Source organism: Streptomyces sp. NPDC044044 (assembly GCF_056434405.1).
The window spans coordinates 935,133-948,484 of sequence record NZ_JBWKFG010000001.1 but is presented as its reverse complement, the minus strand read 5'-3'; the positions used below and the strand labels follow the sequence as shown (position 1 = coordinate 948,484).

General features: G+C 69.7%; 12 protein-coding genes, 1 tRNA gene and 1 pseudogene. 5 read left to right on the top strand and 9 right to left on the bottom strand.

Going from position 1 to position 13,352, the window contains the following annotated elements:
* Window positions 1-294: 294 nt before the first annotated feature.
* Window positions 295-1,317, bottom strand: coding sequence for a saccharopine dehydrogenase family protein (locus tag AC07AG_RS04565; RefSeq protein ID WP_478751746.1), 1,023 nt, complete (start codon window positions 1,315-1,317; stop codon window positions 295-297).
* 86 nt (window positions 1,318-1,403) lie between these two features.
* On the opposite strand from AC07AG_RS04565, the gene AC07AG_RS04560 reads away from it, so the two are divergent.
* Window positions 1,404-1,994: a TetR/AcrR family transcriptional regulator gene (locus AC07AG_RS04560; protein ID WP_478751744.1), complete on the top strand. Its 591-nt coding sequence runs from the start codon at window positions 1,404-1,406 to the stop codon at window positions 1,992-1,994.
* A gap of 30 nt (window positions 1,995-2,024) precedes the next feature.
* Here AC07AG_RS04560 and AC07AG_RS04555 read toward each other — a convergent pair whose 3' ends face one another.
* The 3 genes from AC07AG_RS04555 to AC07AG_RS04545 form a co-directional block, all read right to left on the bottom strand.
* Entirely contained in the window at window positions 2,025-3,521 is a 1,497-nt protein-coding gene (locus AC07AG_RS04555) for a HEAT repeat domain-containing protein (protein ID WP_478751742.1), read from the bottom strand.
* Window positions 3,518-3,799 (bottom strand): hypothetical protein, encoded by a 282-nt coding sequence (locus tag AC07AG_RS04550; RefSeq protein WP_478752257.1) that lies wholly within the window; start codon window positions 3,797-3,799, stop codon window positions 3,518-3,520. Before AC07AG_RS04550 ends, AC07AG_RS04555 begins: the two co-directional genes overlap by 4 nt.
* Window positions 3,800-4,286: 487 nt before the next feature.
* Window positions 4,287-5,105 (bottom strand): barstar family protein, encoded by an 819-nt coding sequence (locus tag AC07AG_RS04545; protein ID WP_478751740.1) that lies wholly within the window; start codon window positions 5,103-5,105, stop codon window positions 4,287-4,289.
* A gap of 81 nt (window positions 5,106-5,186) precedes the next feature.
* On the opposite strand from AC07AG_RS04545, the pseudogene AC07AG_RS04540 reads away from it, so the two are divergent.
* Both AC07AG_RS04540 and AC07AG_RS04535 read left to right on the top strand, forming a co-directional pair.
* Window positions 5,187-5,333 (top strand): annotated as a pseudogene (locus tag AC07AG_RS04540) (ABC transporter permease); the annotation flags it as partial.
* 290 nt (window positions 5,334-5,623) lie between these two features.
* The gene (locus AC07AG_RS04535; protein ID WP_478751738.1) at window positions 5,624-6,682 is read left to right on the top strand and encodes a vWA domain-containing protein; all 1,059 of its coding nucleotides are present in this window, start codon (window positions 5,624-5,626) and stop codon (window positions 6,680-6,682) included.
* Window positions 6,683-6,779: 97 nt separating this feature from the next.
* On the opposite strand, the gene AC07AG_RS04530 is transcribed toward AC07AG_RS04535, so the two are convergent.
* The 5 genes from AC07AG_RS04530 to AC07AG_RS04510 all read right to left on the bottom strand — a co-directional run bounded on the left by AC07AG_RS04530 (window position 6,780) and on the right by AC07AG_RS04510 (window position 10,835).
* Window positions 6,780-6,856, bottom strand: a tRNA-Met gene (locus AC07AG_RS04530).
* Window positions 6,857-6,951: 95 nt separating this feature from the next.
* On the bottom strand, window positions 6,952-8,076 hold the full coding sequence (locus AC07AG_RS04525) for a serine hydrolase domain-containing protein (RefSeq protein WP_478751736.1): 1,125 nt from the start codon (window positions 8,074-8,076) through the stop codon (window positions 6,952-6,954).
* A gap of 107 nt (window positions 8,077-8,183) precedes the next feature.
* Window positions 8,184-9,305 (bottom strand): sensor histidine kinase, encoded by a 1,122-nt coding sequence (locus tag AC07AG_RS04520; protein WP_478751734.1) that lies wholly within the window; start codon window positions 9,303-9,305, stop codon window positions 8,184-8,186.
* Window positions 9,302-9,961, bottom strand: a complete 660-nt coding sequence (locus tag AC07AG_RS04515) for a response regulator (RefSeq protein WP_478751733.1) — start codon at window positions 9,959-9,961, stop codon at window positions 9,302-9,304. Before AC07AG_RS04515 ends, AC07AG_RS04520 begins: the two co-directional genes overlap by 4 nt.
* Before the next feature lie 259 nt (window positions 9,962-10,220).
* The gene (locus AC07AG_RS04510; protein WP_478751731.1) at window positions 10,221-10,835 is read right to left on the bottom strand and encodes a class I SAM-dependent methyltransferase; all 615 of its coding nucleotides are present in this window, start codon (window positions 10,833-10,835) and stop codon (window positions 10,221-10,223) included.
* 101 nt (window positions 10,836-10,936) lie between these two features.
* Between AC07AG_RS04510 and AC07AG_RS04505 the strand changes: the two genes are divergently transcribed.
* Together AC07AG_RS04505 and AC07AG_RS04500 are read left to right on the top strand one after the other, a co-directional pair.
* A complete protein-coding gene (locus tag AC07AG_RS04505; RefSeq protein ID WP_478751729.1) occupies window positions 10,937-11,986 on the top strand; it encodes a LacI family DNA-binding transcriptional regulator in 1,050 nt (349 codons plus the stop codon).
* A 144-nt stretch (window positions 11,987-12,130) separates the two neighbouring features.
* Window positions 12,131-13,273: a serine hydrolase domain-containing protein gene (locus tag AC07AG_RS04500; protein ID WP_478752235.1), complete on the top strand. Its 1,143-nt coding sequence runs from the start codon at window positions 12,131-12,133 to the stop codon at window positions 13,271-13,273.
* Window positions 13,274-13,352: the final 79 nt, after the last annotated feature.

The window sequence follows — 13,352 nt, the reverse complement described above, 5'->3', positions numbered from 1 at the left end:
TCCGTACGCCGACGCACAGCGTACGGAGGCTTTCCAGGTTCCAAGTGGCATCCGGCTTCCGGCGTCCAGGATTTAACGGGCCGTTAGGTAGGACAGTGAGCATTTCAGCGCTGCCACTGATCGGGTGACGGTGGCAGGGCGAGGGCGAGGTCCGCACCGGACGGGGTTTCCGTGCCGTTGAGTGCCCGGCAGAGCGCTGAGGCTGTTCAGCACCACGGCAGCGTTCGGGGCCAGCAGCTGCCCGACCGACCACGTGGGCGGACCTTTGGGGGCGCCGGACTCCCTGAGTGAAGGTCAGCTGTCGCCGGATGCATCGACAAAGACGGCACCGGTCTCGGCCATGCGTTCGACCGAATAGGCCGGGTCGAGCAGCGCCTCGGGAGTGTGGATGCCCGGCGCGACGGCATCGCCGCGCAGTCCGAGCAATCGCTCGATGCCGAGGGCGATGCCGAGTGCGGTCAACGGGCGCTGACCCGCCGGGTGGACCAGGTAACTGCTCGTACTGATCGGTGCACCTCCGCGATGTGCTCCTTCGAGGTCGAGCCGGACCTCGAAGGAAGGGGGCTCGCCGCGGTGGCGGCCGGCGGATTCGCCGACGGCGAAGTCGAAGCGGACGTTCGGCGCGTCCGTCGCGAGGGCGAGACTTGGTACGTCGAGGATGGCGATGCTCTGGCCGGGAAGGACGGTGCCGTCGGTACTGCGTACATCCGTCTGTGCGTCGGGGCCGTTGATCCAGGTGAAGACGCCGTCTCGGCGCACCATTCCCGCCGAGGTGGCGGTGGACCACCGCTGCAGATCCGCTCTTCCCGCCGGCCCGCCGGTGTCCAGTTCGTCCAGGACGGCACTGATCCGGATGGTGTCGATCCGGTCGAACTGCCGGGCCGCGTGCAATGCCGCGAGGACGACAGTACCGGCGCAGTAGTGGCTGGCCACCAGGATCGGTGCGGCGCCTGCCCATTGGGCGCCCGCGACGACCTCCGGCGCGATGTCCGACAGACCGCTGGAGATGCTGAGATACGGCAGCCCGCGATGCTGCGCGTACCGCAGACCGTGCAAGCGGTCGTCCCACAGCGCGGCGACCACCGCGGAGTAGTGGTGATCGGCCTGATCGGCCGGGAGGCCGAGATCGCTGCGTCGCAGATCGGCGGTCACGGCCGTTGCGGTGCCCAGTTCGTCGGCCACCCGCTGGGCACGCTCGAGGTCACGGCCCGCGATCGTCAGCGGCAGCGCCGGGTGCCATTGGCGCAGGAGGGCAGCGGCCCCCGCGCCCGCCTGACCCGAACCGCCCAATATCAGTACCGATTCCGACTGTCCCACTGCGGGTTCCCCCTCACATCCATGAAGCTACATTTTGTAACCTACGTTTTGTAGCTTAGATTCGGAGGCGAACGCAAGGGAGGACCATGGCCACCACACCGACCCGCCTGTCCAAGCAGGCCAGGCGGGAGCAACTGCTCGACACCGCCATGGCGATCGTGCGCACCCACGGGACGGACGGCCTGACGCTGGTCACCCTCGCGGAAGCAGCCGGGGTGAGCCGACCGATCGCATACGACCACTTCGCAACCCGCCCGGGCCTACTGCTCGCGCTCTACCGACGGCTCGACGAACGCCACCGGGCCGCGATCACACAGGCGTTGCAGGACGCCGTACCCAACGCCGACGGGGTCGCACGCCTCATCAGCACCGCCTACTTCGCCTGCGCCACCGACATGCCAGAGCTCAGCGCCCTTACCGCCGCACTCAAAGGAAGCCCGGAAATAGAGGCGGTCCAGCACGAGTTGACGGACAGCTACACGGACTTGATGGCCACGACGCTGCTGCCGTACTCCGGCCTCCCGCCCCAAGCCCTCCGCCTGCACTGCGTCGGCATGCTGGGCGCGGCCGAGGCGATTGCCGCCGAGCTGAACCGAGAACGGGCAACCGACGCCGAAGCGGTCACCACGCTGACCGACCTCATCCTGGGCGGCCTCGACGCCAAGGCCGACCGCTAGGGCCTCAGTTGCCACTGCAACCCTGCAGTGTCAGTTGTTCCGGCAGTCGTCCAGGACACGCAGCGCTTCGGCCGCCGCCTCGCGTACGGAGTCGAATGGGTCTGAGTCCAGGGCGGTGAGCCGGTCACGCAGCCGCTCCTCGCCCGGAGGGAGCATGCCCGTCACCTCTGCCCAGTGGGCGATCCCCTCCGCGGCGGCCTGGCGCACCCACGTATCCACGTCGTCCAAGTGCCGTACGAAGAGCGGCAGATCGTGCGGGGTGCCGGCGTCCGTCGCATTGTGCGGGTCCAGGAGCGACAGCGCTGCGGCTCGGACAAGGGGGGAGGTGGTCCGGTCCACCAGTTCCCGCAGACCGGGCAGGGCTTCCACCAGGCCCGTGAGGACCCTCTCTGCCACCCCGACCAGAGTGGCGTCGACGCCGAGACGGGCCACCAGCGTCCGGGCGACCGCCGCGCGCTCCCACGGCCTGAACCCGGTGTCCGCCATGGCGTCCAGGCCGCGCAACGCACCTGCGTAGACCTCAGGAGCGGCATGGTTCAGCAGGGGGAGCAGCAGCCACACGGCGTCCCATCTCCCCATACCGCCGTAGGCCCTTGCTGCTGCCGCGAGCGTGGGGGCGGCCGTTGTCGGGTCGGTGAGGAGAGCCCGCAGGAGTCTCCTGGCGGCACTGCCGCCGACGTACCCCAGGGCAGTGGCGGCCGACGGCCCGGCCCGCTCGTCGCTCAGCCAGCGCGAGGCCGGACCCAGCAGCCGTTCGTCACCCGACCGCCCGAGCAGGAACAGCAGCTGTGTCGCCATCTCCCGGTCGCACTCCGCCTCCAGAACCGCGAACAACGCGTCCCGCGTCTCCGGGTGGTGCACGCGCGCCAGTCGGAAAGCCACGGCGCAGCGCACCTCGATGGAAGGGGCGTCGGTCAGATCTCTCAGCAGCGACGGCAGCAGCTGCTCGGCGTGCTGGTCCGGCAACATCCACAGGGCGTACACGCGGGCGGCGTCCGCGCCCCACTGGGCCGTACGGACCAGCTCCGCCTCGACGTCCGGGTCCTTCTCGAACATGAAGACCATGGCCCGCGCCCGACCCCAGATGCCGTACGCCGGATCACCCAACAGCCGGAGGAGCGCGGGAACATCACCGGGCACGCCCAGCTCCCGCAACGCCTCCAAGGCGTTGATCCGCAGGTGGTAGTCAGGATCGCCGAGCAGTCGCCCATAGGCGTCCACGACCTCACGATCGCGCAGCCCGAGCCGGATCGACGCCAAAGAGGCCTTCCTGCGCACCCACGGATCGTCGTCGTCCATCAGCGCGGGCAGGGTCTCCGCCCCGGCCTCGGGGACCCCCAGCCTGCCCAGGCCCACCGCCGCCCCTTCCCGCACCTCGGGCGCGGGGTCGGCGGCTGCCCGGACGAGCACCGCGGCGTGCTCGGGGTCGCCGAGTCTGCCGAGCCCCTTCGCCGCCGCTGCCCGTCGCCAGGTGTCGCCCGTCTCCAACTCCCTCAGGAAGAAGGCAATCTGATGCTCTGTCGTCATGTGCACCCCGGGAAGTAAGACTGCCGAACCGACGGGAGGTTGCCGTGTTGCCGGGAGTCGCGGAGGATCCTGCAGTTCTTCATCCGCCCGATCACGTGCTCGACGCGGGAGCGGACTTTACGGTGGGCCGCGTTGTCGTCCTCCTCGCCCGGCAGGAATCCGCTGTACTCGAACTTGACGACCAGGCGGCCATTCGCGTCCAACCCGAACTGGAAGTGGTCTCGGGTCAGTTCCGGGCGCTCCTCCGCACGGCGACGCCCCGGGCGGCTCAGGGTCACTCTCGTAGTGCAGCGGACGGGGATCGAACGCTGCGTCCTCGTACCACTCCCAGCGAACGACAAGCCTGTGCGCGGCCGTCTGCCAGAGTCTGAACTCCGGTGCCAGGCGGGCGAACCGCTCGTCGAGGCCGACCAGATCGATCACGGGTGGATCCTGGTGCGGTGGCGCCGACCGCCTGATCCACACCCCTCCAGTGGGAGCAGGGGCACGGCGCCTGTCTCCTGATGACGCCAACACCCCGGTCAGCCCGTCCGTTTGTCGACGAACTCGAGAAGGACCTCCTCGCCCGCCGGGACAGGGCCGAGCGGGGGGCTGGGCCGGTGAGATCGAAGCCCTGAACCTCACCCTCGCCCTCCTCCGCTCCAAGCGCGACAAGTCCCAGCGCGTGGCACGCCGATCCGCTGTCGACCTCGGCATCCCTGCACGCCGCCGTCCGAAGGAGTCGGAATGGCCCTGCCCATGCCGGCACCTGGAACCGACCATCGATCAACGAAGGATGACGCTCACGCCCCGTTCCTCCAAGATCTGCAGGAGCAGCTCGAACAGCGAAACCTCGCCATCGCCGGTGGGCACGCGCTCTGCCAACAGCGCCCTGGCCTCAGCCGAGGAATCCCAGTGCAAGGTGAACGGAGCGGTGGCGCCCCAGCCGCCTCTCAAACAGTCGTCCAGAGCATCAAGGTTCCAGCCGAAGTATCCGCCCGGCCCGTTGATGGCCTCACCGATCGCGCAGTAGAAACTGTCCCTGTCAACGATGTACCGGCCGTCCAAGGTGAACACCTGGCCTGCAGGAGCGTCGGGCCGTCCCTGGCGTTGGTACTCCCGAGACCACAGCGCCACCGACAGCCACGAATGGCGGCCTTCGGGCGCAAGATCGTGCCACATGCCGGTGCGATTCAGGTGCCCCGCGCGGATCAAGTCCCAGACCCGGTCCGCTCCAGCCAAGGCGTTCTCGCACCACAACGTCACCGTGAGGTCGACGAGGCCGGCTCCACGGGGTGACGGATTGACGCGGACGACCGTGACCTCGTTGACGAAGTAGGACCCCATGGTGGCGCCGTCGCCGTCGAGGAGATCGAACCAGGCGTTCCCCGCCACGGCACGACGACCGCCGACGTGCTCAACGCTCTTCAGTAGGCCGCCCTGCGGCAGGCAACCCATGAGGTGCACTCGGCGTGCTCCCTCTTCATCCGCCAGCGGCGTGAACAACTCCTCGGCCTCGTGAGCAGAACCCCAGAAGTCGGCATCGTCCTCGTCCGAGGTCAGCGCGTACTTCTGTCCCTCGCCACCCCGCCCTGAAGTTCGCATCGCACTCCCCATGAGGGCGCCGATCTTACCGGCGCCCCGCGACTTGCCAGGCGGTCGTCGACAACGCCACCACCTGGGCGCGGCACCCTGCGTCTCATCGGCTCCACCCGCCGCCAGGTCATGCGGATGCTCCGCTGCGTGTACGGATGCTTCGCAGCCACCGCCGGCGGGCTGACGCTGCTCGCCGTCACGATCCCGGCACGAGGAGCGCTACGCCGCTGGTCATAGCGCATGCACTTCGGGCGGGAGCCCGGCACCCGCACCCGCTCCCATACGGCCTCCCACACCGCGCGCCAACGGTGGAACGGCCAGCCCAGGAGCGGCGTGAGACCGGCACACGCGGGCTCCTGGAAGCGTCTCGAGCCGCGTCTCTTGGGTGCCGGGGGCTGGATACGGCGCGGGGGCGAGGGCGGGGGCGAGGGCGGATGCGAGTGCGGGTGATGGTGCGTCAAACGGCGTTGTCAGTGCCTGCCCATAGAGTGAAATCACTCGGGAAGCTGCAAAGAAGGAGCAGGACTGTGTCTGCCAACAAGATCCAGCACAAGGTGAATCACGTCGCGCTGGTAGTGGACTGTTCGGGTTCCATGCGTCCGCATCAGAGTCAGCTCGTGCGCGTGGTGGACGAGTTCGTGGCGGGGCTGAAGGCCGAGTCGGACAGCCTGGGCCACGAGACCCGGATCAGTCTCTACTCCTTTGACCACCGGGTGGAGAACCTGGTGTGGGACATGGACGTGAAGCATCTGCCGTCCATGCGGGGCCTCTACCGGGTCAACAATGGTGCGACGGCGCTCATCGAGGCTTCGCTGAAGTCTCTGGACGACCTGGAACACATCTGGGAGGAATACGGTGAGCACAGCTTCCTCCAGATCGTGGTGACGGATGGCGAGGAGAACGCCTCCGGCGGTGACAGGCGGCACGACGGAGACATGACCATCCTCGGCCCCTGGCTCGACAGGATCGCCGCGAAGATGAACGGGCTTGCGGGGCACTGGACTTCCGCCATCCTCGTTCCCAACTCCCTGGCCAAGCGGACCGCGCAGAACTACGGCTTCCCGGCCGGGAACATCGCCATCTGGGACGCGGATTCCCAGGAGGGCGTCGAGGAGGCCATCGGCACCGTGCGCGCCGCTGCCACCAGTTTCCTGCGGGCTCGCGAGCAGGGCGTGCGCGGCACGAAGAACCTGTTCGCCGTCGGCCAGGACATATCGGTCGACCAGGTGCGGGCGCATCTCGAACCGGTGCCGGCCGACATGTACCGGCTCCTGAAGGTCGACAAGGAGGTCGAGATCCGTCCGTTCGTCGATTCGCATCCGGGCGTGACCTACGAACGCGGTGCGTGTTTCTACCAGTTGGGTGCCCGGGCCCAGGTCCAGCCGGACAAGGAAGTCATCGTGGTCGAGAAGGACACCGACCGCGCCTACACCGGAGACGCGGCGCGCAGTCTCCTGTTCGGATCGGGCATCCAGGGGACCGTCTCGGTGAAGGCGGGAAACAATCCCAAGCTGGAGGTCTACGTGCAGAGCCGTTCGGTGAACAGGAAACTCAAGCCGAACACGCGTCTGCTCATCATGCTCTGACACACATGCTCTGACACCGGTGCGTCGACCCACCTGCCGGGCGGATCCCAGGAATGTGATAGGGCCCGGATCCTTGGGAGATCCGGGCCCTGTCGGGTGGTAGCGGGGACAGGATTTGAACCTGCGACCTCTGGGTTATGAGCCCAGCGAGCTACCGAGCTGCTCCACCCCGCGTCGGTGAGACCAACCGTACGCCATCACAGCAGCTGCCCAGGACCACGAAGACCGTTCAGCCTCCCCTCACCCCTCCGGGAACGTCCGCGTGCTCGTCACCGCAGGTCGCGTATGAGCTGTGCCAGGGCCGCGTCCACTCTGTCCTCGTCGAACTCCTCCGACCCCACCAGCAGGGTCACCGACCGCGTGCCGTCCCCGGTGGCGGCGTTGCGGAGCTTGTGTCCGGTCTCCATGAACCCGCTGTGGCCCCAGGTGACCAGCCCCGGTGTGTGCGCGTAGCGCTCGACGCCGAGGCCGTAGCGGCCGCCTTCGCCGTCGGGGACCGTGCGCTTCATCTCCGCCAGCTGAGCCGCGGGCAGCAACCTGCCGCTCATCAGTGCCGTCCAGAAGGCGGTCACGTCCGCTGCGGTGGAGACCAGCGCGCCGGAGGCGTCGGAGCCCGAGACGTTCCACTCGGTCCAGTCGCGGAGCTTGCCGCCGCGCTTCACGTAGGCCCGCAGGTCCGGCGAAGGGAGCGTGGTGCGGTCACCGGGCCAGGAGGTGTGGCGCAGGCCGAGAGGGTTGATGATCCGCTGCCGGATCTCGGTGGAGATGCTGCGGCCGGTGACCTTGGAGACGATCAGGCCTGCGAGGTTGTAGTTGGTGTTGGAGTACGAGAAGCCGGATGCGGGGCGGTCCTTGGGCGGGGGCAGCTCCAGCGCCTGCCGGACCGTCCACAGGGGCTCGAAGTGCTCCCAGCGGTGCTTGGTCTCGTCCTGCCAGTACGGGGCGTCCAGGTAGTCGGGGAGGCCGCTGGTGTGCTGAAGGAGCTGGCGGACGGTGATGCGGCGGCCGTCGTAGTGCTCGGTGCGGATGAGGCCGTGGAGATAGTGGTCGACGCTTTCGTCCAGCCGGATCCGTCCCTCGGCGACCAGTTGCAGCACGACAGTGGCCACCCAGGCCTTGGTGTCGCTCGCGATCCGGCTGTGCTCGTCGCCGGTGACCTTGCGGCCGGTACGCAGGTCGGCGAGGCCGACGCCGCCCTTCCAGCGTCCGCAGCGCGGGCTCTTCAGCGCCACGCTGATGCCCGAAGCGCCGGCGCCGCGCAGCGACTTCAGCGCGGACTCCAGGGGCCTGTGGTCGCATGCCGGGGTCGTGGTGGCGGAGGCCACGGGGGCGGCCGACAGACAGGCCGTGAAGGCCAGGGACAGGGCCAGGGACACGCTCGTCCTGCGTCGCATGAATCCTCCTGCAAAGGTCAGAGAACAAAGATCGGAGAACAAAGATCGGGGTGCCTGCGCCCACGATCTGCGCTCCGGGAGCACGCCCGGTATCCGCCGGTCTTCGCTCAGACCCCCGCCGACCGGCGGTTCTCGTGCGGAATCCGCATGCGCACGCGGTAGCCCCCGCCCTCGGTCGGCCCCGCCTCCAGGACGCCGCCCAGCAGCTCGGCGCGTTCCTTGAGGCCGACCAGGCCCTGGCCCGAACCGGGCAGCGCGAGCGCGGGACGGGTGGCGGGGGTGTTGGTGACGCTCACGCCATACGTGTCGGCCTCGTACCAGAGACGGACGGTCGCGGTGGCGCCGGGTGCGTGCTTGCGGACATTGGTGAGGGCCTCCTGGACGCAGCGGTAGACGGCGCGCTGCCCCGGCACCTCGAGTTCCGCGGGGAGCGCGCCGGTCAGCTCGGTCTCGATGCCACTGGCCGCGACGAGGCGGTCGAGGTCGGCGAGGGTCGGCTGCGGGGTGAGCTCCCGCGTGCGGCCGCCAGAGGCGCGCAGCAGCGCGACCATGTGGCGCAGCTCGTCGAGGGTGTCCGCGCTCAGCCTGCGGATCGTGCGGGCACCCTCCCTGGCACCGGGGTCCTTGGCGGCGACCTGGAGGGCGCCGGCCTGCACGGCGATCAGGCTGACCTGATGGGCGACCACGTCGTGCATCTCACGGGCCAGCTGCGCCCGTTCACCGGCGACGACAGCCTGGGCGTGCAGCAGCCGCTCATGTTCGCGGGCCTCCTCGATCTCCACCAGACGGCGCCGCAGATCCCGGCGGGCCTGGACGAGCTGGCCCAGCAGGACGGGCGAGGCGGCGGTGGCGAGGGTGTAGAAGAAGTTGACGGCCGTCCAGGTCCCCTCCCCCGCGGCGACGCCGTCCGGCGGCCAGGGCAGGACGGCCGCGAGCGCGAACAGCAACGCGCACAGCGCGGGCCCCCGCCGGCCACGGGACTGCTCGGCGAACGTGAACAGCGCCGCGAACGGGGCGAACACGATGTCCAGCACGAAGGTGGCGGGCAGGGTACACAAGAACACCACGAGTGTGAAGCGGCGCCGTGCGGCGAGCGCCGCACAGGCCAGGGCCGCCAGAGTGACCGTCACCGCGGACCCCCCGCCCGCGTCCCACAGCGCCACCGCGACGTCCACCGCAGCCAGGGCGACCACCAGCCCGTCGGTGCACCAAGGCCGTACGGCGCTCACAGCCCCGGCTCCCGGCCTGCCAGCAGTCCGGCCCGCTGGGCCAGCAGCGCGGCCTGCACCCGGCTGCTCACCCGCAGCTTGCCCAGGATCGCGCTGACGTGGTCCTTGACCGTGGCCGCGCTGAGGTGCATGCGGGCGCCGATCTCCCCGTTGGACAGCCCCCCGGCGACCAGCACGAGGACCTCCCGCTCACGCTCCGTCAGCCGCCCCACCCGCGCCACGCCCTCGTCCGCCTCCGGATGCCCCCGCAGCACCGCGTGCGAGGCCCTGGGCGACAGCACGACGCCGCCCGCGGCCAGCGTGCGCACCAACTGCGCCAGGTGCTCCGGCTCGGTGTCCTTGAGCAGGAAGCCGGCCGCCCCGGTGCGCAGCGCGCTCAGGACGTACTCGTCGGTGTCGAAGGTGGTCAGCATGGCCACGACGGGCGGCTTGGGCAGCGCGCGTACGGCACGCAGCACGCTCAGTCCGTCCACGTCCGGCATCCTGATGTCCAGCAGCAGCACGTCCGGACGCTCCCGGCGCACCGCGTCGAGGGCACCCGCACCCGCCGCGGTCGCCACGACCCGTACGTCCTGGGAGGCATTGAGGATCAGCTCGAACCCTGACCGGACGAGCGCCTCGTCGTCCACGACCACCACACGGATCACTCGGGTCATCCTCCGAGGCTAAGCCCCCGCACCCGGGCCACCCGCCATCGCCCGACACGGCAGCCGGTCGGCGGGGTGCCTCACGCCGACCGGCGGGGGTGCCTGCATACGGCCAGGTCCGGCAGGCGCAGGAAGGACGAGCTCCGCCACGCGGACAAGAACACACGCGGACAAGAACAAGCGGGCAAGAACAACCAGACGCGGACGCGGAGCAGACAGCGAGAAGCAGCCGGTGCAGCCACAACGTGCCGCAGCGGGGCGGAGGTCTTCAGCCGTGGTGCACCCGATGGACGCTGACGGCATAGCCGCCGCCCTCATACGGGTGGGCGTCCCACGTCGCGAAGCGGTCGACCAAGGTGAGGCCCGCCGCGGCGCAGCAGGCGTCGTACTCCGGCAGGGTGATGGCGGGCGCCACCGGCAGGTGGGCCTCGTCCAGGCCGAATCCGGCGACCAAGAGGCCGCCCGGGCGCAGGCTCGCGGCCAAGCGGTCGACCACCGCGGCCTCCGTACCCGTGGCAAGGAGCGGGAAGATGTTGCCGGCGGCGACGATGAGGTCGAAGTGGGCGCCACCATGAAGCTCGGCCGGGTCGAGCGTGGCCAGGTCGGCCTGGATCCAGCGCAGTTCGGGCGCCTGCCTGCGCGCCACGGCCAGCATGGAAGCATCGAGGTCGACTCCGACACAGTCGTAGCCAAACTCCGCCAGCCGGATCATGACCCGGCCCGTCCCGCACCCGGCATCCAGCACCCGCGCCCCGGCGGGCACCAGAGCGGCGCACAACCGTGCCTCACCGTGCATGTCCTTGCCACTGTCGGCCAGGGCCGCGAATCGGGCGGCGTAGTCCTCCCCGGACGTCCCACCGGTCAGCTCTTCCCAACGACTCATGAGGCACAGGGTAGGTGAGTGGCACGGGGGGCATCGTGCCGCCCGGCGGACGGCTAACGTGTCCGGCGGCATCTGAACACCGCACGGCATCGGAGATCGAGTTGGCTGAACGGCTGATCGGACAGCGCCCCACGCTCGAGGATGTCGCGCGCAGGGCCGAGGTGTCGAAATCCACGGTGTCACGTGTGATCAACGGCGAGCCCAGGGTGCGGGCAGCGGTGGCCGAACGCATCCGGGAAGCGGTGGCGGAGCTCGGCTACGTACCGAACCAGGCCGCCAGAAGCCTGGTCACCCGCCGCAACGACGCCGTCGCCGTGGTGGTCACCGAACCCCAGAACCGGCTGTTCGTGGACCCCTACTTCGACTGCCTTCTGCGCGGCATCCGACACGAGCTCGTTCAGCACGGCGCCCAGCCGGTACTCCTGTTCATCGAGGAGCAGGAGGACTATCCGCGCGTCTGCAACTTCCTGGGCGGCGGTCACGTCGACGGCGCCCTGCTGTTCTCCCTGCGCGCCGACGACCCGCTGCCGGACCTGGTGGAACAGATGGGGCTGCCCGCTGTCTTCGGTGGGCGCCCAGGCCCTGGCTCCGGACATCGCAGCGATGTCTACACGTACGTCGACGCCGACAACCGCGGCGGTGCCCGCGAAGCCGTGCGCCACCTGGTTTCGCTGGGGCGGCGGCGCATCGCGACGATCACCGGGCCCCTCGACCAGGCTTCCGCGACGGACCGGCTGGACGGCTACCGCGACGTGCTCCTGGACACCTCGCCCCGACTGCTTGCCGAGGCCGACTTCACGCTGCAGGGCGGCGCTGATGCCATGGCTCTGCTCCTCGATCAGGCGCCGGACCTGGACGCGGTGTTCGTCGCCTCGGACCTGATGGCTTCCGGGGCCCTGCGGACCTTGCGGGAGCGGGGGCGCACCGTGCCGGGGGACGTCGCCGTCGTCGGCTTCGACGACCTCACGCCCATCGCCGAGGCCACGGATCCGCCGCTCACGACGGTGCGTCAGGACATCGAGGGGATGGGACGGCTGATGGCCCGGCTGCTCTGCGACCGGACGTCGCGCCAGCCCCTCCAGAAGGACGGCGGCCGCAGCCTCCCGTCCGTGGTCACCCCCACGCATCTGGTGATACGGGATTCGGCCTGAGTGTCAGTGGTGTTCGGATGCCGCTGTGGGCTGGTTGGAGCAGAGCCGCGCGCGGGTTCCTGACCGGCGGGTGAAGCTGGGCGTCCCACCGCGCTCACTTCCCGGGAGTACTCCGTGCCCGTTCCCAGCTCCTCGCAGGTCCGCATGCCCCTTGTCGCTCTGCTGGCCGCCGCCTGTCTGACCGGTCTCGTGCAGGCCCCGGCCCGAGCCGCGGATGTCCCCGCCGACGACCACCGCGCGCTGCGACGGCAGTTGCAAGAGCTGACCACCACGCCCGGCGGTCCGCCCGGAGCGGTGGCCGTCCTCAAGCGCGGGTCCCGCACCGAGGTCTACCGGGCCGGCGTCGCCGAGACCGGCTCCGACCGTCCGATCGAGGTCTCCGACCACATGCGCATCGCCAGTACGGCCAAGGCGTACAGCGGCGCGGTCGCCCTCCAGCTCGTCGACCGTGGGGAGCTGCGTCTGAACGACACCATCGGCAAGGTGCTCCCCCACCTGCCGCGTGCATGGCACCGGGTGACGCTTCGGCAGCTCCTGAACCACACCAGCGGACTGCCTGACTTCAGCAAGGACCCCAAGTTCCTGGCCCTGGTGACCGAGGACCCGCGCCGCCGGTTCGACTCGCGCCGGCTGCTCGACTTCGTGGCCGACGAGCCGTTGGGGTTCCGTCCGGGCGCCCGGTACGCCTACTCCAACTCCGACAACATCGCCGTGGCACTGATGGCGGAGGCGGCGACGGACTGCCGCTACGAAGACCTGCTCGCCGAGCTCGTGTACCGCCCGTTGGGTCTGCGCCGCACCAGCCTGCCGCAGGGCTACCGGATGCCCGAGCCGTACATGCACGGATACGACGTCACCCCGCCGAACCCGCCCGAGGACCTCAGCGAAGTCCTGAGCGCGTCGGGCGTGTGGGCTTCGGGCGGGATCATCTCGACGCCGAAGGACATGACGGCCTTCATCCGCGGGTACGCCGGCGGAAAGCTGATCTCCGACCGGACCCGCCATCAGCAGCTGAAGTGGGTGAACGGCGCGTCCGAACCCGCGGGTCCCGGCAAGAACAAGGCCGGTCTTGCCATCTTCCGGTACACCACCCGCTGCGGCGTGGTGTACGGCCACACGGGCAACTTCCCCGGCTACACCCAGCTGATCGCGGCCACCCCGGACGGCAAGCGGTCTCTGACCGTCTCCCTCACCACGCAGATCAACAAGACGAACAAGCCGGAACTGCTGAAGCGGCTGCGGACCGTGGAAGAGAACTTCGTCTGCGCGCTGTTGCGCAAGCGGTAGTCAGGACGCGGTGGCGGGGCTGCTCGCCCAGACGTTCGGCGCGGTCACGTTCCTGGTTTCCGCGCTCCCCTGACTGGCG